This is a genomic window from Streptomyces sp. NPDC043427 (genome assembly GCF_056436655.1).
This window is the reverse complement of record NZ_JBWKCC010000001.1, coordinates 85596-105033: the sequence shown is the minus strand read 5'-3', so window position 1 is coordinate 105033 and position 19438 is coordinate 85596. Positions and strand designations below refer to the sequence as shown.

Sequence of the window (19438 nt, the reverse complement as noted above, 5' to 3'; positions counted from 1 at the left end):
AGTTTGGTATACCAAACACGGTTGGCAGCACGAACCGGAATGCAATCCTCCGCCGTCCCCTCGATCATGGAGGCCCCGTGTCCCTCGCCGATCCCGCTGAAGTCACCGGCGCGCCAGCGTTCATCCCCGATCCCCGGCTCACCAACGAGGACCTTGCCCCGGCAGGCAAGCGCAACTGGAAGGTCTTCGATCTCTTCGCCATGTGGATGTCCGACGTCCACAACCTCGGCAACTACACCTTCGCCGCCGGACTGCTGGTCCTCGGTATGAACGTGTGGCAGGTCTTCACGTCCCTGCTCGTCGGCTTCGTGCTCATCTACATCGGCATGAACTGGATGGGGAAGATCGGCCAGCGCCACGGCGTGCCCTTCCCCGTCGTCAGCCGCATCAGCTTCGGCGTCTGGGGCGCCAACATCCCGGCGCTGATCAGGGCCGTGATCGCCATCATGTGGTACGGCATCCAGACCTACCTGGCGTCCGTCGCGGTCAACGTGATGCTGCTGGCGGCCTGGCCGGGCCTGGAGTCCTGGACGCACAGTTCGTTCCTGGGCCTCGACGCGCTCGGCTGGGTCTCCTTCCTCTCGCTGTGGCTGATCCAGGCGTTGATCATCAGCCAGGGCATGGAGTCGGTACGGAAGTTCCAGGACTTCTGCGGCCCGGCGATCTGGCTGGTCATGATCGCGCTGGCGGTCTGGGTACTGGCCAAGGCCGACTGGAGCATCTCGCTCACCAACACTCCGCACCCGGTCTCCGTCGGCGAGCAGTGGCGGCAGTGGTTCGGCGCCATCGGTCTGATCCTCGCCACGTACGGCACGCTGATGCTCAACTTCTGCGACTTCTCCCGCTTCGCGCCGGACTACAAGACCGTCCGCCGCGGCAACTTCTGGGGCCTCCCCATCAACTCCACGGCCTTCGTGGTCGTCTCGGTGATCGTCACCGCGGGCTCGCTGGAGGTCTGGGGTCAGGCCATCACCGACCCGGCGGAGCTGGTCGCCAAGGTCGGCAACACCTGGGTGATGGTGCTGGGCGCGCTCACCTTCGCCGTCGCCACCATGGGCGTCAACATCGTCGCCAACTTCGTCTCACCGGCGTACGACCTCGCCAACGTCTGGCCGCAGAAGATCACCTTCAAGGTCGGCGGCATGATCAGCACCGTCGCGGCGCTCGTGGTCACCCCGTGGAACCTCTTCTCCAACCCCACGGTCGTCAACTACTTCCTCGGCGGCCTCGGCGCCTTCCTCGGCCCGCTGTTCGGCGTGATCATGGTCGACTACTACTGGGTCAAGCGCGGCCGCGTCGACGTCGACGAACTCTTCGACGCCCGCCCCGGCTCCCGCTACTACTACCGCAAGGGCGTCAACCCCAGGGCGCTGTGGGCGTTCCTGCCGTCGGCGGCGGTCGCGGCGGTGCTGGCGCTGGTGAAGACGTTCAGCGACGTGGCGCCGTACTCCTGGTTCATCGGCACCGCACTGGCCGCGGGTCTGTACGCGGTGCTGTGCCGGGCCCAGCGGATCGCCCCCGAGATCATTTCCGGCAGCACCGAACCCGTGGAGGCATGAGAAGCGTGCGAATCGTCGTCACCAACTGCAACACCACGCAGGAGATGACCGAGGAGATCGTACGAGGTGCCCGGGCCGCCGCCGGCCCGGGCACCACCGTGAGCGGGCTGACCCCGGTCTGGGGACCCGAGTCCGCCGAGGGCTGGCTCGACAGCTACCTCTCGGCCGCCGCCGTCCTCGACACACTGCGCACGTACGACGGGCCGCCGTACGACGCCGTCGTGATGGCCGGCTTCGGGGAGCACGGGCGCGAGGGCGTACGGGAACTGGTCGACGTACCGGTCGTGGACATCACCGAGGCGGCGGCACATCTGGCGTGTCTGCTCGGGCGGCGGTACGGGGTCGTCACCACGCTGGAGCGGACGTGCGGGCAGATCGAGGACAGCCTGGCACTGGCCGGGGTGGGCCGCAACTGCGCCGTCGTCGTCGGCACCGGCCTCGGTGTCCTGGACCTCGGCGACGACGAACGCACCGAGGCGGCGTTCCTGACGGCCGCCGGACGGGCCCGCGACGCGGGCGCCGAGGTGCTGGTGCTGGGGTGCGCGGGGATGACCGGCCTGCAACGGGTGGTGGGGGAGAAGCTGGGCCTGCCGGTCGTCGACGGCGTCGGAGCGGCGGTGAAGCTCGCGGAGTCGCTCGTCGCGCTGGGACTGAGCACGAGCCGGGCGGGGAGTTATGCACGGCCGCTGGACAAACGGCGGGCCTGGGGAGCTTCGGCTGGGTGACGCGTGCCTCGGAACGAGGTCGCAGTGGTCCCCGACACCATCGAACGCACCGTCGTGATCGACGCCGCCCGGGAACGGGCCTCGTCGATCCTCACCGAACCCGCCTTCCGCGGCCGCGGGTTGGGCGCCGGGGCGCCGGTCGAGACCGACCTGCTCCCAGCGGCTTGCACCTCTTCGATCACGGGGCCCACGGCGCCCTCCCCGCCCGCATCGTGACGGTCGAGCCGCCCCGTGTCCTGTCCTGGCGGTGGGCCCGGGGCGCGGCCGGCGAGGAGCCGGACGACACCGACGCCACCCTCGTCGAGTTCACCCTGGCCGCGGACGAACCGACGGCGATCAAGGACCCGGGGGAGGGGACGGCTCAGCCCTGAGCGCCCGGTCGCCAGACATACCGCACATCGGGCTCCCGCTCCTCGTTGTCCCCGCCGTCCGTGTACTCCACGGCGGAGAAACCGTGCCGCTCGTAGAAGCGGTGCGCGGGCGTGTTGACCTGGAAGGTCCACAGTGCCAGCCCGCCGGGCCTGCGTTCCTTGGCCAGCGCCACGAACCGGTCGCCGAGGCCGCGCCCGCGCCACTGCGGGTCGAGGTAGAGCTGGGACAGCAGCTCGCCGTCGAGCACCATCAGCCCCACGATCGCACCCCCGGCCTCGGCCACCCACGTCTCGTGCTGCGGCACCACCACGTTCCGGATGTACGCGCGCACCGCGTCGTCGGAGTGCGGCCTGACGACCGTGGGCAGCGCGGCGGCGAAGGAACGCAGCCACACGTCGGCCGCGGCGGCGGCGTCCGGGGCGGCGGCGCGGCGCAGCGCGACGGTGACCTCGGCGCTCATCAGCGGGTCTCCTCCGGTACGACGGCGGTCGCGGTGATCTCCACGAGCTGCCCCGAGTAGCCGAGGCAGGCGACGCCGAGGAGCGTCGACGCGTGCGGCCCGACGCTCAGCCCGGACGCCTCGACGACGTCCCAGACGGCCGAGAGCACCGCCGTGTCACCGCTCACCACGTACACGTCGGTCGCCACCACATGCGCCAGATCGCTGCCGACGGCGCGCAGTTGCTCCTCCAGGTTGGCGATCACCTGTTCGGCCTGCCGTACGGGATCCCCCGGTCCCACCAGCTTCCCGTCACCGTCGAGGGGGACGGCACCGGCGAGGAACGCGAGCTTCGTGCCGGCCTCGACGACGGAGGCGTGGGAGTAGGTCGGCGGCGGGAAGAGGGCGGGGGCGGTGACGCGCTGGATCACATGAGCTCCTGAGAGGGCGGACGGAACCTGCCGATCATCCGGGGCTTCGGAGGCCACCGCATCCCAATTTCGTTCGACAGCACCGCCCTTCGACCGACAGGCTGCCCCCATGCGCAGAAAACTCCTCGGGCGTTTCACCGCGGCGGACTACTAGCGGGCCACGCCGGAAGTCCCGGCGGGCCCCAGGAGGTCTGCCATGTCCCGCACTGTTCACCACGTCCGCCCCCGACACCGCAAGCATCCCGCGAACGCGTCGTACGGCCGTTCAAGCCTGGACACTGGTCACGCCCTCACGGACCTCCGCTACAGCGAGCAGGAGTTGACCCGTTCCCGGCGCGAGGGACGCCGTCCTGTGCCGACCGCCGTCGTACGGAGCTTCGTCGCCTACACCTACCCCCGCAGCCTGAACGCCGACGTGAGCGGCCCGTACGAGTCACGGGCACGCGCGGCCCTTCAGGTCTTCCGTACGACTGCCCGCGCCCGCCTGCGCGCCGCCGCACCCGGCGGCCTCCTCACAACGGCCCAGGAGCTGGACCACCCGCCGACCCGCCACCGACACTCCGACCTTTGGTGAGGCCTGACGCCATGGACTTCCTCGACACCGTCGCCGATCGCCTCGCTGCGCTCCCCGCTGTCGAAGCCGTGGCCCTCGGCGGCTCCCGCGCCCAGGGAACCCACCGGCCCGACAGCGACTGGGACCTCGCCGTCTACTACCGCGGCTCCTTCGACCCCGCCGACCTGCGCGCCCTCGGCTGGCAGGGCGAGGTCTCCGAGGTCGGGGGCTGGGGCGGAGGCGTCTTCAACGGCGGTGCCTGGCTCACGATCCGCGGGCGGCGGGTCGACGTGCACTACCGGGACCTGGACGTCGTCGAGCACGAGCTGGCGGAGGCGCGGGAGGGACGGTTCCGGGTGGAGCCGCTGCTGTTCCATCTCGCCGGGATCCCCAGCTACCTGGTCGTCGCGGAACTGGCGGTCAACCGGGTCCTGCGCGGTGCGCTGCCACGCCCGGAGACCTACCCCGAGCCGCTGCGGCGGACCGCCCGCGAGCGCTGGTACGGCACCGCCCGTGCCACCCTCGACTACGCCGGCGCCCACCACGCCCCGGCCGGGCGGCGCACGGAGGTCGCCGGAGCCCTGGCCGTCGCCGCGGCGCAGACGGGGCACGCGGTGCTGGCGGCGCGCGGGGAGTGGGTGACGAACGAGAAGCGGCTGCTGGACCGGGCCGGGTTGCGGACGGTCGACGAGATCGTTTCCGGGCTGGGGGCAGGCGAGGCGCTGGCGCGGGGGGTAGAACAGGCGCGTGTGCTCTTCGAAGGGTGCGTGGCGGCGGAGTTGCGTTCATAACGAACACGGGGTTCGCGTGAAGTGTCACCTCGCGGAAACCCAAGAGATGCTCCGGCTCCAAAAACCCTTCCTAAGGTAGAAGCCACCAGCCCGGCCGACGTCGCCCGAAGGCACACCCCCGCCCTCGTCTCGACAGGAGCTTCGTGTCCCCGCGCCCGCCTGTTCCCGTTCGCGTATTCGCTCTGCCGCCCTGGCTCGCCCACGCACTGCGCGCCCAGCGCGGCCCGGTGCCGTGGAACGCGGTCCTCAGGGGCACGCTGGCCGGTGGACCGGTGCTGGTCGTGGCCCTGGCGCTCGGCCGGACCTCGCTCGGAGTCGTCGCGGCCATCGCCGCCATGCTCGCCGGGATCAACGACCGACCCGGCAGTCGGCGGGCCTCCGTCAGGAGGATCGGCGGGCCCGCGCTGGCCGGTGCGGTGGGGCTGTCGGCCGGGACGTGCGCGGGGGAGCACACCTCGGCCGCTTCGCTGACCCTGCTCCTCACCGGCCTCGGGCTCGTCGCCGGAGGCATGAGCGCCGTAGGGCCCGTCGCCTCCGGGGCGGGCACGCAACTGCTCGTCGCCGCTGCCATCGGGGCCGGGATGCCCCTCCCGGAGCCGGCGTGGCAGCGGGCGCTCGCCTTCCTCTTCGGCGCCGGCTGGCTGTTGGCGCTGCGACTCGTGCTGCCCACGCCCGGCTCTCTCGCCGGTGACTTCCGCTTCGACGGGGAACGGACCGCGGTGGCCCGCGTGTACGACGCCGTCGCCGAACTGCTCGACGCCGCCGGCACCGAGAGCGCCACCGCCCGCCGTGTCGCCCTCACCGCCGCCCTCGACCACGCGCAGGACGCCCTCACCGGCCCCCGGCTCCGGCGCTGCGCCGGAGCCGCAGCCGAACGGCGGCTGCACGCCCAGTACGCCGCCGCGCTGCCCCTCGCCGAGGCAGCGACCGCGCTCGCCTGGGCCGGGGAGCCCGTCTCCGAGCGCGCCTCCGAAGGCTCCCGGCGCCTCGCCGCCGCCGTACGCACCGGCACCCACACCGGGCCACTGCCCGCGCCACAACGCCACGCACCCGCCCTGCGCGCCCTCGACGACGCCCTGCTGCACGCCGCCGAGGCGTTCGACCAGGGCGAGGGGCGCGACCTGCACACCCGTGGGCGTACGGCCAGGGAACTGCTGCGCACCGCGTTCGGGGCCGGCGGGCGGGAGTACGGACTGCGGGTCGCCCTCTGTTTCGGGGCCGGCGCCGCCATCGCGCAGGCGCTGCACCACAGCCACTGGTACGGAGAACACGCGCACTGGTACTGGCTGCCCGCCACCGTCGTCTTCCTCGTCAAGCCCGACCTCGGGCCGCTGGTCTCCCGTGTCCTGTGCCGCGCCGCGGGCACCGTGCTCGGGGCGCTGCTCTTCGCCGGTTTCGCCGCCGTGCTGCCCCGGCCGGAGGGGCTCGTGGCGCTGGTCGCGGTCTGCGGCGCCCTCATCCCCGTAGCCACCCGGCACTTCGCCGCGCAGACCGCCGTCGTCACCGTCCTCGTCCTCGCTCTCGTCATGGTCGGAGGGGAGCCGCAGGCTTCCGTGAGCCGGATCGGGGAGACGCTGCTCGCCTGCGCGATCGTGCTCGTCGTCGGACATCTGCCGATGCCGGGGAAGCGCGGCGGCGGAATACGGGCCCGGCTCGTCGCGGCGAGCGGTGCCGCGCACGCCTACCTCGTCCACGTGCTCGGCGAGTCCGACGACAGGGCCGCCCGCTGGACCCTGCGGCGCGAGGCCTACCGCACGCTCGCCGAGGCCCGCGGTGCCATCGCCCTCGCCGCCGCCGAACTGCCCGCCCTCGCCCGGCACACGGAGGGCACCGACGAGATAGCCGACCTGCTCGAACGGCTCGTCGACACCACCACCGCGTGCGCCGTCCACCTCGACGACGCCGCACGGCTAACGCCCCACCACACCGACCGGCTCGCCGAACTGCTGCGCGAACTGGCCGCACAGCGGGAACGGGTGGGCCTGCGCTCACCCGACGTACCCGAGCTGCCACTCGCCGGGTGACGCGAGGCCGCTCCCGGAACCCGCCCACAGCGCGCCGGCCGCGCCGTACGCCAGCCTCATGCAGCCCGCGAGGCCCTGCATCACGCCACTCTCCAGAGCGCACGGGCCGTGGGCCTCGGTGACACCGTCGGCCGCATCGCGCCCGGACGGCGGGCCGACGTCATCCTCGTCGACCTCACCGGGCCGCACACCCAGCCCGTCCACGACCTCGCTGCGACCCTCGTGCACGGCGCCCGGTCTTGCAGGACTACGACATCTGATATTTCACGATCAGTACGAAGATCGACACTGACGGTGTGCGGGATGATCGGTAAGTGATCAGATCCTCACACACTGCGGTGAACGGGTGTCAACTACGTCTCAGTAGCGTCACCGAGCGAGCCGTTTCCCCTTTCGAAGGCGTTAACTCCTACAAGTAGGACGCGTCTGGAGGTGCAGGGTGGTGAACGGGCGAACAGTGATCGAACGCTTTCCCGCAGGCGGGCCGCGGGGGTCGTGGCCGGCGGAGGAGTTCGCGCACGCACGGCGACTGGAGGGACTGGCCGCCGAGGTCGTCATGGACCTCGCGACGGACACGTTCCTGGTGATCGTCCGCAGCGACGGCGTAGGCGACGTCGTGGCCTGACGCGCGTCGGCCCATGCAGGGGCCCGACGCGGGTCAGCCCACCTTCGGCGCGGGCAGCTTCGTGGAGAACTGCTCGGCCTGGAGCGAGTACAGCTCCGCGTAGACGCCCCCCGTGGCGAGCAGTTCGTCGGGCGTCCCCGACTCCACGAGCCGGCCCTGGTCGAGGACGTGCACCAGGTCGGCGTGGCGCACGGACGCCAGCCGGTGTGTGATCAGCACGACGGTCTGCCCGGTGCCGGCGAGGGCGCGGATCTTCTCGAACACCTCAAGCTCGGCCCGCGCGTCCAGGGCCGCCGTCGGCTCGTCCACGATCAGGATGCGTCCGCGCCGGTAGGCGGCGCGGGCGATGCCGAGCCGCTGCCACTGGCCGCCGGAGAGCTCGTGCCCGCCGCTGAAGTGGCGGGCCAGCAGGGTGTCGAGACCGCGCGGCAGATCCGCGACCACCTCCTGCGCCCCAGCCTCCTCGATCGCGGCGGCCAGGCGTTCCTCCGTCAGCGGCGCCGAGGAGCGGCCCACCGCGATGTTCACCCGGGCCGTGAACGGCCAGCGCTTGAAGTCCTGCGCCACCATCGCGATGCGCTCCGCCAGCTGGTGCCGGTCAGCGGTCGCCGCGTCCACGTCGTCCCAGAGGATCCGCCCCCGGTCCGGCTTGTACAGCCCGGCGAGCAGCTTCACCAGGGTCGTCTTGCCCGAACCGTTCTCGCCGACGAGTGCGATGATCCGGCCCAGGGGGAGGGCGAGGGACACGTCGTCGAGGGCGGGACGGGCACAGTCCCCCGGATAGCTGAAGGAGACCTTCTCGAAGCGGATCTCCCGCGGCTCCTCGGGCAACGCGTCACCTCCGACGGGGATGGCCCGCTCGGCCGCCTCCTCGCACAGCCGCTGCAGGTCACCCACGAACAGGGCCTCCTCGTGCAGCTGGTTCACCTCCAGGACCAGGCTGTCCAGGCTGCCGGAACCGGTGCGGATCGCGATCACGGCCGTGCCCGCCACCGACAGCGCCATCGCGCCCGCCAGCAACAGCCCGCCGAGCGTGGCGTACGTCGCCACCGTCGCGAGGCCCGTCCAGGCCGCCGCGATCAGTCCCGTACGGGCCGCGAGCCGGGACAGGCGGGCCTGCTCCGCCTCCGCCGTCTCCGACATGGCACGGAAGTGGCGCAACAGGAACGGGCCGACCCCGTGCAGCCGGATCTCCGGAGCGGCGGCCGGTTCGGTGAGCAGACCGCTGAGCAGATAGCCGGCGCGGGCGTGCTGCACCCAGGTGTGGAAGGACTGGTAGCGGCGCCGGGCGTTCGTCAGCGCGCTCCACGCGCTCGGCAGCGTCATCGTCACGAGCAGCGGAAGCAGCGCCGGGTGCAGCACGGTCAGCACGCTCGCGGCGGCGACCAGCGAGATCATCGCGTTCACCAGCCGGGTCGCGTGCGCGATCATGCGCCGGGCGGAGGAGGCGCCGTACTGCGCGGTGTCCAGCAGTTTGTGGAAGGCGTGGTCCTCGATCGCCGACAGCTCCACCGCCGCCGCCCGCTCCAGGTACCGCTCCGTCGCCACGCGCTCCACCTTGGGCTCCAGGCGTCCGGTGGCGTACGTCGACGCGGCCCGCAACAACGTCTCGACCAGCATCACGGCGGCCACCGTGACCAGCGCGGGGACGGCCTCGCGCAGCCGGGCCTCGATCGAGCCGCCGGTCATCAGCCGGCCGAGGCCGCTGTTCACCGCGAGCAGGCTCACCGCCTGCGCCACGCCCCGGCCCGCCTCGGCCGCCAGGACGACCCGCGCGGCCCGGCGGTCCGCCTGCCAGGCGAGCCGGAAGCTGGACGCGAGCAGCGCGGGCAGGCGGGTGATCATGGCGCGGAAGTTCAGCTCCAGGAACGCTTCCGCGTGCTGGTTCCAGCCCATGTCGTAGCGCAGCGGCCCTCCGAAGAGCAGCCGTTCCGACTCGGACACCTCCGGCTTGTCCGCCTGGCCCTTCTCGCGCACCGTCGGCCTCCCCCGATCGTGGACGAACGGCCACTATCGCTGGGGCGTGCCGGGTCGGGGCAGGGCGCGAGTCGCTTCCCGGCGGACGCGCGGGCGTGCGCCCGGGGTCAGGGCTTACCGGGGGACTGCGGCGGAGGGCCTACGCGCTGACCGGAAGTGTCGCCGGACACGGACTGGTCCGACTGCGGCAGAGGGCCTACGCGCTGACCGGGCGCGACCAGGTGGGTGCCGTCCCCGTCAGGCGGCACAGCGTCAGATAGAGGGGTATCGGCGGGGTGTACGGAACCGTGCCGTCCGGTCGGTGGATGAGACCAGGAGCGTGCGGGGAGTCGGGGACGACCGCGCCGATCGCGTACTGGGCGGGGGCAGGCCACTCCAGGGCGTGGTCGGAGTCCGAGGGAACGATCCACCACCAGTGCGCCTCATCGGCGTACACGCATCCCACGCGGGGCAACCGGGGCATCACCAAGGGGCCGAAGTGGGCCGGCACCGCGACCGCGTCGCAGCCCAGTGGGGCGGTCATGCCGTCGGGGACGGCGAGTCTGCGGACGCTCTCGGCGGGGCACACCGCGCGTGTCGTCCGTATCAGCGTGTCCATGCTGAGGACGAGCCCCCGACCGGATGCGACGCTCACGCGCGGCCCCGCTGCCGCTGGGGGACCACGGTCGTCCCCGTCCCGTGGTGCGCCTGCCGGGCCGGGGCGGTCTCCTCGCCGGAGCCGTCCGTGGGGCCGCCGGGCTTCGGGCGGGTGCCCCAGCCCAGGTCGTTGCGGGGCTCTTCGTGATCACGGGCCGTGTCGGTCATGACGTCGGCACAGGGGTCGAGCATGACGTCGGCACAGTGGCCGAGGTCGGCTTCTGCGGTGGTGTCGGCCGTACGCGGCAGCTCCGCCCAGACCAGCAGTCCCGGTCCGTGCTCCTGGGCGCCCCAGGCGTGGCAGAGGGCGTCGACGAGGAGCAGTCCCCTCCCGTGCTCCTCCTCGGGCCGCTGCGGGGACGGGTGGGGCTCACCCGGAGCGCAGCCCTCGTCACGCACGGCTATGCGCACCACGTCGTCGTCGTCGTGCAGCTCACAGACGACGACGCTGCTCGCGGTGTGCATGATCGCGTTGGTGACCAGTTCGGTGACGACCAGGGTGGCCGTGTCGCAGGTGTCCTCGCACACCGACCAGCCCGTCAGCCGGGCCCTCGTCAGGCGTCTGGCCTGCGCGGGAGAACCCGGATGTGCGGCCAGCTCGAAACGGAACCGGCGCTCGGCTGCGGCCCTTTGGGAGCTCATCGCCGGGGCGGCACCGAGACCGAGGGGGCGGCCTGCGGCGGCGTCTGTTCCTAAGGGCGCGGACGGAATCACGCTTGCCACTATCGCCCCGCCGTGAACACTTGGCAAGTGTCACTCTGAAAAATGCAGAGTGCTGTGTGACGCTGTGAACGGCCGTGGCACACTGCTCGCAACAGCACGTGACGCGGCGTCAGTTGGGATCACCGGAGATCTGCACGGATCTTCGAACGGGTCTTCGAATGGCGCCGTATGGCTGTCAGGCAGTCTTTGTCGATACTTCGCCGCCGGACCGACCGGGCCTCAACTCCCCGGTGCAGCCGGGCTGTCAGGGCTCTTCGTGGAGGTGGAACGTGAGCGAACCGCGGTCCGCGCCGACGGTCGGACAGGTCGTCCTCGGCCGACGCCTGCTGGATCTGCGGGAGCGCGCCGGGCTCAAGCGCGAGGAGGCCGCCCGCATCCTCCGCGTCGCGCCCGCCACGGTCCGTCGCATGGAGATGGCCGAGGTCGCGCTCAAAATCCCCTACCTCCAGCTGCTGCTGAAGTCGTACGGCGTCTCCGACCAGGAGGCCGACGCCTTCGTCCAGCTCGCCGAGGAGGCCAACCAGCCCGGCTGGTGGCAGCGGTTCCACGACGTCCTGCCCGGTTGGTTCTCGATGCACGTCAGCCTCGAAGGGGCGGCCGCCCTCATCCGCCAGTACGAACCCCACTTCGTACCGGGCCTGTTGCAGACCGAGGGCTACGCCCGCGGGGTCCTGACCTCGGGGGCCATCGGCCAGACCCGGCCGGAGGACATCGAGGGCCTCGTCGCGCTGCGCATGCAACGCCAGGAACTGCTCACCCGTCAGGACGCGCCCCGGCTCTGGGTCGTGATGGACGAAACCGTGCTGCGCCGCCCCGTCGGCGGCCCGGAGGTGATGCGTGCCCAGATCGACAAACTGCTCGACGCCACGAAGCTGCCCAACGTGACCCTGCAGGTCGCCCCGTTCGCCAACGGGCCGCACCCCGGCACGTACGGGCCCCTCGTGCTGTTCCGATTCGCCATGCCCGAACTTCCGGACATGGTCTACAGCGAGTACCTGACCGGCGCCGTCTACCTGGACGGGCGTACCGAGGTGGCGACCCACCTCGAGGTCATGGACCGCATGGCGGCGCAGGCCGCTACTGCACATCGCACGAAGGAGATCCTTCGGGATCTCCGCAAGGAGCTGTGAATGGATCGCATCAAGCCGCGCAAACAGGTCTACAACGGCATGCCCGCGCGTGACTTGGGCAGCGAAGGCTGGCACAAGCCGTGGAGCGGCGGCAACGGCGGCAACTGTCTGGAGGCGATGAAGCTCGCCGACGGCAGGATCGCCGTCCGTCAGTCCACCGACCCGGACGGTCCGGCGCTGATCTACACCACCGACGAGATGACGGCCTTCATCGAGGGAGCGAAGGCGGGAAAGGCGGACTTCCTGCTGTCCTGACGTGATGGCCCGTCAGTCTCCTGATGTGAACTCTCTAAGTGAACTCTCTAAGCGAACTTCCTCATTTGGTGCTGAATTGATCACCCTTTGTGTCTTGTGGAGTGCTTCATGACCGGGCTGGACCCGAACGCGGCCGTCGAGATCGACACGACCAGACCGCATCCCGCACGGATGTACGACTGGTATCTCGGCGGCAAGGACAACTACCCCGTCGACGAGGCGATGGGCCGGCAGATGCTCGCCCTCGACCCGCGCGTGCCCGTGATGGCACGAGTCAACCGCGCCTTCATGCACCGGGCCACACGCTGGCTGGCCAAGAACGGCGTACGGCAGTTCCTGGACGTCGGCACGGGCATCCCGACCGAGCCGAACCTGCACCAGGTCGCCCAGCAGGTCGCGCCCGACGCTCGCGTGGTGTACTGCGACAACGACCCGATCGTGCTGGCCCAAGCAGCGGCCCTGCTGCGCAGCACGCCCGAGGGCGTCACCGAGTACCTGCAGGCCGATGTGCGGGAGCCGGCCGGCATCGTGGAGGGGGCTCGGAAAATCCTGGACTTCTCCCAGCCCGTGGCCCTCTCCCTGGTCGCGCTGCTGCACTTCGTCCCCGACGAGGACGGAGCGCACGAACTCGTCGACCGGCTGCTGTCCGAACTCCCGTCCGGCAGCTATCTGATGATGACCCACGCCACCGCCGACTTCACGCCCGAGGAGTCGGCCGCGGCGATTCAGAAGCTGAAGGCCGCCGGTGTCACCCTGGCGCTGCGCTCCCGCGAGGAGTTCGGCCGCTTCTTCGACGGACTCGAACTGGTCGAGCCCGGGGTCGCCGTGGTGCACGCATGGCATCCGGAACTCGGCGAGCCGGTTCCGGGCCAGGACGACGGGGTGATTCCGGGGTACGGGGCCGTGGGGCGCAAGGCGTAGGCCGTAGGCCCCCCTCGGTTCCCCTCCCGTCCCTGTACGGCTATTGCGGCGGCAGCACCGCGCACAGCGCGTCGAGTGCCGCCGCGTACGCGTGTTCCGAGGGTGTCGCGTAGCCCACCACCAGCCCGTCGCGCACCGCCATGTCCGTCTCCGGGTGGCGGAACGCGGAGAGGCCGTCCAGGGCGACACCCTGCCAGGTGGCCGCCTTGACGGTGGACAGCTCGGTGCCGGGCGGCAGGCGCAGCACCGCGTGCAGGCCGGCGGCGACCCCGGTGACCTCGATGTGCGGCGCCCGCTCGGCGAGCGCCGAGACCAGCCGGTCCCGGCGGCCCCGGTACCGCTGGCGCATGCGCCGCACGTGACGGTCGTACGAGCCGGAGACGATGAAGTCCGCGAGGCTCAGCTGGTCCAGGGCGCTTGCCCAGGCCTCCCGGTCGCCCTTGGCCGCGAGGATGCCGGCGACGTACCGCTCGGGCAGGACCATCCAACCGAGGCGGAGCGCCGGTGACAGGCTCTTGCTGACGGAGCCGATGTGGATCACCCGCTCGGGATCGAGGCCCTGGAGCGCGCCGACGGGCTTGCGGTCGTAGCGGAACTCGCCGTCGTAGTCGTCCTCGAGGATCACCCCGTCACGCGCGCGTGCCCAGTCGATCACGGCGGCCCTGCGGGTGGCGTGCAGCGGACCGCCGGTGGGGAACTGGTGTGCGGGCGTGAGCAGGACGGCCCGCTCGCGCTCCAACCGCTCGACGCGCGCCCCGTCTTCGTCCAGGGGGAGGGCTACGGTCCGTACGCCCGCCGCCGTGAGCAGTTCCCGGTGGAAGTCCAGCCCGTACGCCTCCACCGCAAGCGGCCCGCGCAGCACCCGGCCCTCGAAGAGCAGACGCAGCGCGTGCGCGAACCCGGAGCAGACGATGATCCGGCCCGGCTCGGTGCGTACGCCGCGCGCGCGTGCCAGGTACTCGGTGAGGGCCTCGCGCAGCTCGACGCGGCCGGCGGGGTCGCCGGGCCCGAACGCCTGGTTGGGGGCCTGCTGGAGGGCCCGCCGGTAGGAGGTGGCCCAGGCCGACCGCGGGAACGACGACGCGTCGGGGGTGCCCTGACGCAGGTCGTGTCGTGGCGCACGCGCGTGTGGAGGTGTCTTGGGGACGCGTGCGGGCGGGCGCAGGGGTTCGGCACGCTCGGCGACCCGGGTGCCCGAGCCCTGACGGGCGGTGAGCCAGCCCTCCGCGACGAGTTCCGCGTAGGCGTCCGCCACCGTGTTGCGGGCGACGCCCAGGTCGGCGGCGAGCGAGCGGTAGGGCGGCAGCCGGGTGCCGGGAGCGAGCCGTCCGCTGCGCATGGCGTCGCGCAACGCCCGGATGAGCGCGGCCCGTCGGCCTCCCGGCCCGTCCAGTTCCAGATGTAGGTCGGTGCCGATGCGCTCCGCTGAATTGACCCATGAATCTGTCATTGAGAAGCACCCTACAGATGGTCTCTCGCCGCCATAGCGTGAACACATGACGACCACGCAGATGCCGGAACAGACCCGCGTCGACTTCGCGCGAACCGCCCCCAAGGCCTTCCGCGCCCTCATCAGCTTCGACGCCGCCGCCCGCCAGGGCCTCGACCCGGCCCTCGTCGAACTGATCCAGATCCGCGCCTCGCACCTCAACCACTGCGCGTACTGCCTGCACATGCACACCAACGACGCACGCAAGGCGGGCGAGAGCGAGGACCGGCTGCACATGGTCGCCGTCTGGCGCGAGGCCCGGCACTTCTTCACGGAGAAGGAGCAGGCCGCCCTCGCTCTGACGGAGGCGGTCACCCTTGTGGCGGACGGCGGCGTCCCGGACGACGTCTACGCCCGTGCGGCGGCACATTTCGACGAGGAGGAACTGGCCCAGGTGCTGGCCGTGATCTGCACGATCAACACCTGGAACCGCGTGGCCCTGGCCACGGCGAAGGTGGCGGGCACGGACGAGCGCCGCTGACCGCTGACCGGCCCCCTCTTCTCACACGGCCATCGGCCGGTCGTACGGCGATATCGGCGCCGGCAGTCGCGAACTCCCCGTCAGATGACGGTCGACCGCCGCCGCCACGGCACGCCCCTCCGCGATCGCCCACACGATCAGCGACTGCCCGCGCCCGGCGTCCCCGGCGACGAACACCCCCGGCACGTTCGTCGCGAAGTCGGCGTCCCGCGTGATCGTGCCACGCGGCTCCAGCGCGAGCCCCAGCTGATCGATGAGCCCGTCCGCGCGGTCGGGCCCGGAGAAGCCCAGGGCGAGCAGCACGAGGTCCGCGGGGAGCGCCCGCGCCGTACCCGGCTTCGGGCGCCGACCCGCGTCCACCTCGACCAGGTGCAGCGACCGCACATGCCCGTCCCCGTCGCCGGTGAAGCGCAGCGTGGACGCCGCGAACAACCGCGCGTCCGCGTCCGCCGCCGGCGCGGTCCGCAGGTCCCCGGCCTCCTGGTGAGCGGCCGACAGCCGGTAGATCTTCGGATACGTCGGCCAGGGCTCCGCGTCCTCGTCGCGCTCCGCGCCCGGCTGGGCGTAGATGTCCAGCTGGGTCACGGACGCGGCGCCCTCCCGCACCGCCGTCCCCAGACAGTCCGCCCCGGTGTCGCCGCCGCCCACGATGACGACGTGCTTCCCGGCGGCGGACATCGGTGAGACCTCCAGGTCTCCCTCGCAGACCCGGTTGGACAGCGGCAGATACTCCATCGCCTGGTGTATCCCGGACAGCTCCCGACCCGGCACGGGCAGTTCCCGCCACGCCGTCGCCCCGGTGGCGATCACCACGGCGTCGTAGCGTGCCCGCAGCTCGGCGGCCCCGACATCCCGCCCGACCGCCGTCGCCGTGCGGAACTTGGTCCCCTCGGCTCGCATCTGCTCGATCCGCCGTTCCAGATGGCGCTTCTCCATCTTGAACTCGGGGATGCCGTACCGCATCAGTCCGCCGAGCCGGTCGTCCTTCTCGTACACGGCGACGGTGTGGCCCGCGCGGGTCAGCTGCTGCGCCGCGGCGAGCCCCGTCGGCCCTGACCCGATGACTGCGACGGTCCGCCCCGAGAGTCGGTCCGGCGGTCGCGGCAGCACGAACCCGTCCTCCCAGGCCCGGTCGGCGATCGCGCACTCGACGTTCTTGATGGTGACGGCGGGCTGGTTGATGGCGAGGACACACCCCGCCTCGCACGGCGCCGGACACAACCGCCCGGTGAACTCGGGGAAGTTGTTCGTGGCGTGCAGCCGCTCGCTCGCCGCGCGCCAGTCCTCCCTGGAGACCAGGTCGTTCCACTCGGGGATCAGATTGCCGAGCGGGCAGGCTTCGTGGCAGAACGGGATGCCGCAGTCCATACACCGGTCGGCCTGTTTGCTGATGATGGGCAACAGCGCTCCCGGGACGTAGACCTCGTCCCAGTCCCGGACCCGCTCCTCGACCGGCCGACGGGGCCAGTCCTGGCGCGGTGTGGTCATGAATCCCTTGGGATCGGCCATGGCCGTCTTCCTTGCGTACGGGTACGACGGGCTGCCGAGCGTCGTCGGGCGGCACTCTTCGGCCACGATACGTCCCCTCGGCCCCGGGCGCAGGAGGCCGGTCACCTTCTGGGACAGCGCTTTCCCCCTGGGGGCCACGGGCTCCCGCCGGGTTCCGGACTCAGGCGAGCGCCAGCGCGTACGACAGCGCGGCGGCCGCGGAGGCGACCGTGCGGACGTGGTTCCACACTGTCCACTGGCGCACGTACGAGGGCCAGTAGGCGGCCGCCTCGGCCGTGCCCGGGTCCAGCTTCATCAGCGCGTCGTTGCGCGGCACGTTGGCGACGATGGTCACCCCGAACGCTCCGACCAGGTACAACGCGCTGCCCAGCAGCAGCTCCACCGCTCCGTCGTCCGGCCACAGCACGAACGTCACCACCGCGGTCACCGCGCACAGCCCCGCCGATCCAATGAACACGATCATGAATGCCGGTTGCAGGGCGGCCCTGTTGATCGCGTTCATCGCGGCGACACCCTGCGCGGCCGGCAGCGCCGCGAGCCCTCTCATCACGAAGGCGGAGAAGGCGCAGAAGACCCCGGCCACCAGCCCGGTCCCGAGCACGCCCAGCAGTGCCAGCACGCCATACGGTTCATCGCTCATGTCAACGTCAACTCCCACGTCGAGCCGAGATTCATTCCGCAACACCTCTCACACCTCTCACCACCACCCGCACGACCAGTGCATCGCGGTACGGGCGCGGTGACCATGGCCGAGGACCGCGCGGGCATACGCGCGTGTCCAGGACCCACGTACTTCCCCCCGCGGACGGCCTCCGGTGGGCCTCACCCGGCGGCGCCGATTCCCTCCTCCCACCCCCATCCCCGCAGTACGACCTCCACCCCCGCCGCGATCCGCCGCCGCGCTTCGTGCCGCGGCAGTCCGCTCATCAGGAGCTGGTCGTACGGCGTGTCCAGGTGCCGCACCGAGGCCACGACCGCCGACACCACCGCCACCTCGGACAGCGCCCGCCCGGCCGCGCTACGGCCGACCCGCCCGCTGCCCCGCGCCGAGGCGTGCGCGGCGATCGCCCCGGCCCGGTCCTCCGGGCAGCCGGGAAGCAGCCGCCGTATCTCCGCCGCGAACGCCTCCGCGAACCGCGCGTCCTGCGCCGCCCGCCGCCGCGCGTCCCTCGCCCGCCGTCGGCGACGGGCCTCCGCGTCCTCCAGGCACCGTTCCTCGGCCCGCGCCAGCCCCGCCTCCTCGACGAGGACGCCCTGCCGCTCGTAGCGCCCCTTGCGCCGGTTGAACCGGACGACCACCGCCGACAGCGTGCTCTCCTCTCGCGATCTGCGCGTCAGCGCCGTGTCCCCGCGCGGCAGGAACACCAGGTGTCCGAGATCGGCGCAGTCGAGGCACCGGGGCGCACCGTCCTCGAGCAGAAGCAGCGGCAGTGGACCCCGGCGGCACTCGGCGCAGTGTTTCCTCCTGATCGGCTGGATGACGAGAAGTCCGGTGCGGGGTTGGGGAGTAGCGAGGGCTGCCATAGAGGGTTCATTCCCCTCGGGAAGCCGGGAAGCCGGGAAGCCGTGCAGCCATGAAGCTCCGATGCCGGGAGCGATCCCGACGCGTTCCGGCCGGCGGCTGACGCATCATGGGCCGTGTGCGACTTGAAGCGATCACCTGGGACCGGCTCGGCGACCTCCTCGCCGAGCGGCTGTTCGACGTGAAGCCGGACGACGGCAGCCCCTGGCCGCGCGTCGCCTTCGACGGCGCTCCGGCGGCCCGCCCCGGAGACCTCGCCGCACGGGTCTCCGAAGCCCTGCGCCTGCGCGGCCGCCCCTCGCTGACCGTCGACACACACGGCTTCCTGCGCCCCGCCTCGCTCCGCCTGGAGTACGGCCACCAGGACCTGGAGGCCTACTACAACGGCTGGTTCGACACCGGCGCCCTCTGGCGCGAGGTGTTCGGCCCCCTCGAGCCCGGCGGCGACGGGCGGATCCTTCCAGACTTCTGGGACCCCGCCTCCGACCGCGCCACCCGCAGCCCCTACGTCCCCCTCCCGCCCGGCGGTTTCCTGCTCCTGCACGGCCCTCTCCTGCTGCGTCACTGGTTCCCCTTCGACCTGACCGTTCACGTCCTCCTCTCCCCGGGCGCCCTGCGCCGCCGCACCCCCGAGAGCGATCAGTGGACCCTCCCCGCCTTCGAGCGCTACGAACAGGAGACCGACCCCGTCGGCACGGCCGACGTCCTGGTGCGCGCCGACGACCCGCGCCATCCGGCGTGGAGCGGCCTGCCCCGAGCGTCGGACTGAATCCCGGAAAGCACTTTTATATGCGCGTGCATGTAACTAGGGTGTCGGTATGACGACCTCCACAGCACCTTCCGTCTCCTTCGACGACTCCGTCCGTGCCCTCCTCGACGGCAAGAACTTCGTGAGCGTCGCCACGCTCGGTCCCGACGGCGCCCCGCAGAACTCGGTGGTCTGGATCAAACGCGAGGGCGACACCGTGCTCTTCTCCTCCGTCGACGGACGCCAGAAGGTGCGCAACCTCCGCCGCGACCCCCGCATCAGCCTCTCGGTGTTCGACCTCGCCAACCCCTACACCTCCGTCGAGATCCGCGGCACCGCCGAAATCCTCCCGGACGAGGACAAGCGGCTCCCGCACGCGCTCGCGCACAAGTACCTCGGCATCGACCCGCCCGCCGAGAAGGACGACGAGGCCCGTGTGATCATTCGTGTCGTGCCGCGGAAGATCGTGGGTTTCTCGGCCTGAGGGCGGTGACCGTGCGATGCCCTCCGACCCCGCCGGGCTCGGGG

General features: G+C 71.7%; 22 protein-coding genes and 1 pseudogene. 14 read left to right on the top strand and 9 right to left on the bottom strand.

What is annotated here, in order from left to right; genetic code table 11:
- Window positions 1-77: 77 nt before the first annotated feature.
- From AC067M_RS00500 to AC067M_RS00490, 3 genes are all read left to right on the top strand, one after another.
- Window positions 78-1559: an NCS1 family nucleobase:cation symporter-1 gene (locus AC067M_RS00500; protein WP_478694748.1), complete on the top strand. Its 1482-nt coding sequence runs from the start codon at window positions 78-80 to the stop codon at window positions 1557-1559.
- A 5-nt stretch (window positions 1560-1564) separates the two neighbouring features.
- Window positions 1565-2284 (top strand): aspartate/glutamate racemase family protein, encoded by a 720-nt coding sequence (locus AC067M_RS00495; RefSeq protein ID WP_478695330.1) that lies wholly within the window; start codon window positions 1565-1567, stop codon window positions 2282-2284.
- Window positions 2285-2448: 164 nt separating this feature from the next.
- Window positions 2449-2655, top strand: coding sequence for an SRPBCC family protein (locus AC067M_RS00490; protein WP_478694747.1), 207 nt, complete (start codon window positions 2449-2451; stop codon window positions 2653-2655).
- Here AC067M_RS00490 and AC067M_RS00485 read toward each other — a convergent pair.
- A complete protein-coding gene (locus tag AC067M_RS00485; RefSeq protein ID WP_478694746.1) occupies window positions 2646-3116 on the bottom strand; it encodes an N-acetyltransferase family protein in 471 nt (156 codons plus the stop codon). The two genes, AC067M_RS00490 and AC067M_RS00485, sit on opposite strands and share 10 nt — an antisense overlap.
- Window positions 3116-3526 carry a RidA family protein gene (locus tag AC067M_RS00480; protein ID WP_478694745.1) on the bottom strand — a complete coding sequence of 137 codons (411 nt, stop codon included), beginning with the start codon at window positions 3524-3526 and terminating at the stop codon, window positions 3116-3118. The genes AC067M_RS00485 and AC067M_RS00480 overlap by 1 nt, the downstream gene beginning before the upstream one ends.
- A 196-nt stretch (window positions 3527-3722) precedes the next feature.
- Here AC067M_RS00480 and AC067M_RS00475 point away from each other — a divergent pair, with 196 nt between their 5' ends.
- From AC067M_RS00475 to AC067M_RS00455, 5 genes and pseudogenes are all read left to right on the top strand, one after another.
- The gene (locus tag AC067M_RS00475) at window positions 3723-4100 is read left to right on the top strand and encodes a hypothetical protein (RefSeq protein ID WP_478694744.1); all 378 of its coding nucleotides are present in this window, start codon (window positions 3723-3725) and stop codon (window positions 4098-4100) included.
- Window positions 4101-4111: 11 nt separating this feature from the next.
- Entirely contained in the window at window positions 4112-4870 is a 759-nt protein-coding gene (locus AC067M_RS00470; protein ID WP_478695329.1) for a nucleotidyltransferase domain-containing protein, read from the top strand.
- Window positions 4871-5013: 143 nt separating this feature from the next.
- Window positions 5014-6894, top strand: a complete 1881-nt coding sequence (locus AC067M_RS00465; protein ID WP_478694743.1) for an FUSC family protein — start codon at window positions 5014-5016, stop codon at window positions 6892-6894.
- A gap of 63 nt (window positions 6895-6957) precedes the next feature.
- Window positions 6958-7155 (top strand): annotated as a pseudogene (locus AC067M_RS00460) (amidohydrolase family protein); the annotation flags it as partial.
- Window positions 7156-7336: 181 nt separating this feature from the next.
- Window positions 7337-7519 (top strand): hypothetical protein, encoded by a 183-nt coding sequence (locus tag AC067M_RS00455; RefSeq protein WP_478694742.1) that lies wholly within the window; start codon window positions 7337-7339, stop codon window positions 7517-7519.
- A 33-nt stretch (window positions 7520-7552) separates the two neighbouring features.
- Here AC067M_RS00455 and AC067M_RS00450 read toward each other — a convergent pair whose 3' ends face one another.
- The 3 genes from AC067M_RS00450 to AC067M_RS00440 form a co-directional block, all read right to left on the bottom strand.
- Window positions 7553-9415, bottom strand: coding sequence for an ABC transporter ATP-binding protein (locus tag AC067M_RS00450; protein WP_478695328.1), 1863 nt, complete (start codon window positions 9413-9415; stop codon window positions 7553-7555).
- A gap of 277 nt (window positions 9416-9692) precedes the next feature.
- A complete protein-coding gene (locus tag AC067M_RS00445; protein ID WP_478694741.1) occupies window positions 9693-10094 on the bottom strand; it encodes a hypothetical protein in 402 nt (133 codons plus the stop codon).
- Between the two features lie 32 nt (window positions 10095-10126).
- Window positions 10127-10855: an ATP-binding protein gene (locus AC067M_RS00440; protein WP_478694740.1), complete on the bottom strand. Its 729-nt coding sequence runs from the start codon at window positions 10853-10855 to the stop codon at window positions 10127-10129.
- A 269-nt stretch (window positions 10856-11124) separates the two neighbouring features.
- Here AC067M_RS00440 and AC067M_RS00435 point away from each other — a divergent pair, with 269 nt between their 5' ends.
- From AC067M_RS00435 to AC067M_RS00425, 3 genes are all read left to right on the top strand, one after another.
- A complete protein-coding gene (locus AC067M_RS00435; RefSeq protein WP_478694739.1) occupies window positions 11125-11985 on the top strand; it encodes a helix-turn-helix domain-containing protein in 861 nt (286 codons plus the stop codon).
- On the top strand, window positions 11986-12240 hold the full coding sequence (locus AC067M_RS00430) for a DUF397 domain-containing protein (RefSeq protein ID WP_184596785.1): 255 nt from the start codon (window positions 11986-11988) through the stop codon (window positions 12238-12240).
- Window positions 12241-12348: 108 nt separating this feature from the next.
- On the top strand, window positions 12349-13161 hold the full coding sequence (locus AC067M_RS00425; RefSeq protein WP_478694738.1) for an SAM-dependent methyltransferase: 813 nt from the start codon (window positions 12349-12351) through the stop codon (window positions 13159-13161).
- Window positions 13162-13201: 40 nt separating this feature from the next.
- Here AC067M_RS00425 and pdxR read toward each other — a convergent pair whose 3' ends face one another.
- Window positions 13202-14611, bottom strand: a complete 1410-nt coding sequence (gene pdxR / locus AC067M_RS00420) for a MocR-like pyridoxine biosynthesis transcription factor PdxR (protein ID WP_478694737.1) — start codon at window positions 14609-14611, stop codon at window positions 13202-13204.
- A gap of 46 nt (window positions 14612-14657) precedes the next feature.
- Between pdxR and AC067M_RS00415 the strand changes: the two genes are divergently transcribed.
- Window positions 14658-15131 (top strand): carboxymuconolactone decarboxylase family protein, encoded by a 474-nt coding sequence (locus AC067M_RS00415; protein WP_478694736.1) that lies wholly within the window; start codon window positions 14658-14660, stop codon window positions 15129-15131.
- A 21-nt stretch (window positions 15132-15152) separates the two neighbouring features.
- Here the strand turns inward: AC067M_RS00415 and AC067M_RS00410 are convergent, their stop codons facing one another.
- The 3 genes from AC067M_RS00410 to AC067M_RS00400 form a co-directional block, all read right to left on the bottom strand.
- A complete protein-coding gene (locus AC067M_RS00410; RefSeq protein ID WP_478694735.1) occupies window positions 15153-16640 on the bottom strand; it encodes a glutamate synthase subunit beta in 1488 nt (495 codons plus the stop codon).
- 160 nt (window positions 16641-16800) lie between these two features.
- Complete coding sequence (locus tag AC067M_RS00405; protein ID WP_478694734.1) at window positions 16801-17280, bottom strand: anthrone oxygenase family protein; 480 nt, start codon at window positions 17278-17280, stop codon at window positions 16801-16803.
- Window positions 17281-17462: 182 nt separating this feature from the next.
- Window positions 17463-18164: a DUF2293 domain-containing protein gene (locus AC067M_RS00400; protein ID WP_478694733.1), complete on the bottom strand. Its 702-nt coding sequence runs from the start codon at window positions 18162-18164 to the stop codon at window positions 17463-17465.
- A gap of 107 nt (window positions 18165-18271) precedes the next feature.
- On the opposite strand from AC067M_RS00400, the gene AC067M_RS00395 reads away from it, so the two are divergent.
- Together AC067M_RS00395 and AC067M_RS00390 are read left to right on the top strand one after the other, a co-directional pair.
- Complete coding sequence (locus AC067M_RS00395; protein ID WP_478694732.1) at window positions 18272-18931, top strand: nucleoside/nucleotide kinase family protein; 660 nt, start codon at window positions 18272-18274, stop codon at window positions 18929-18931.
- A gap of 49 nt (window positions 18932-18980) precedes the next feature.
- On the top strand, window positions 18981-19394 hold the full coding sequence (locus tag AC067M_RS00390) for a PPOX class F420-dependent oxidoreductase (RefSeq protein ID WP_478694731.1): 414 nt from the start codon (window positions 18981-18983) through the stop codon (window positions 19392-19394).
- Window positions 19395-19438: the final 44 nt, after the last annotated feature.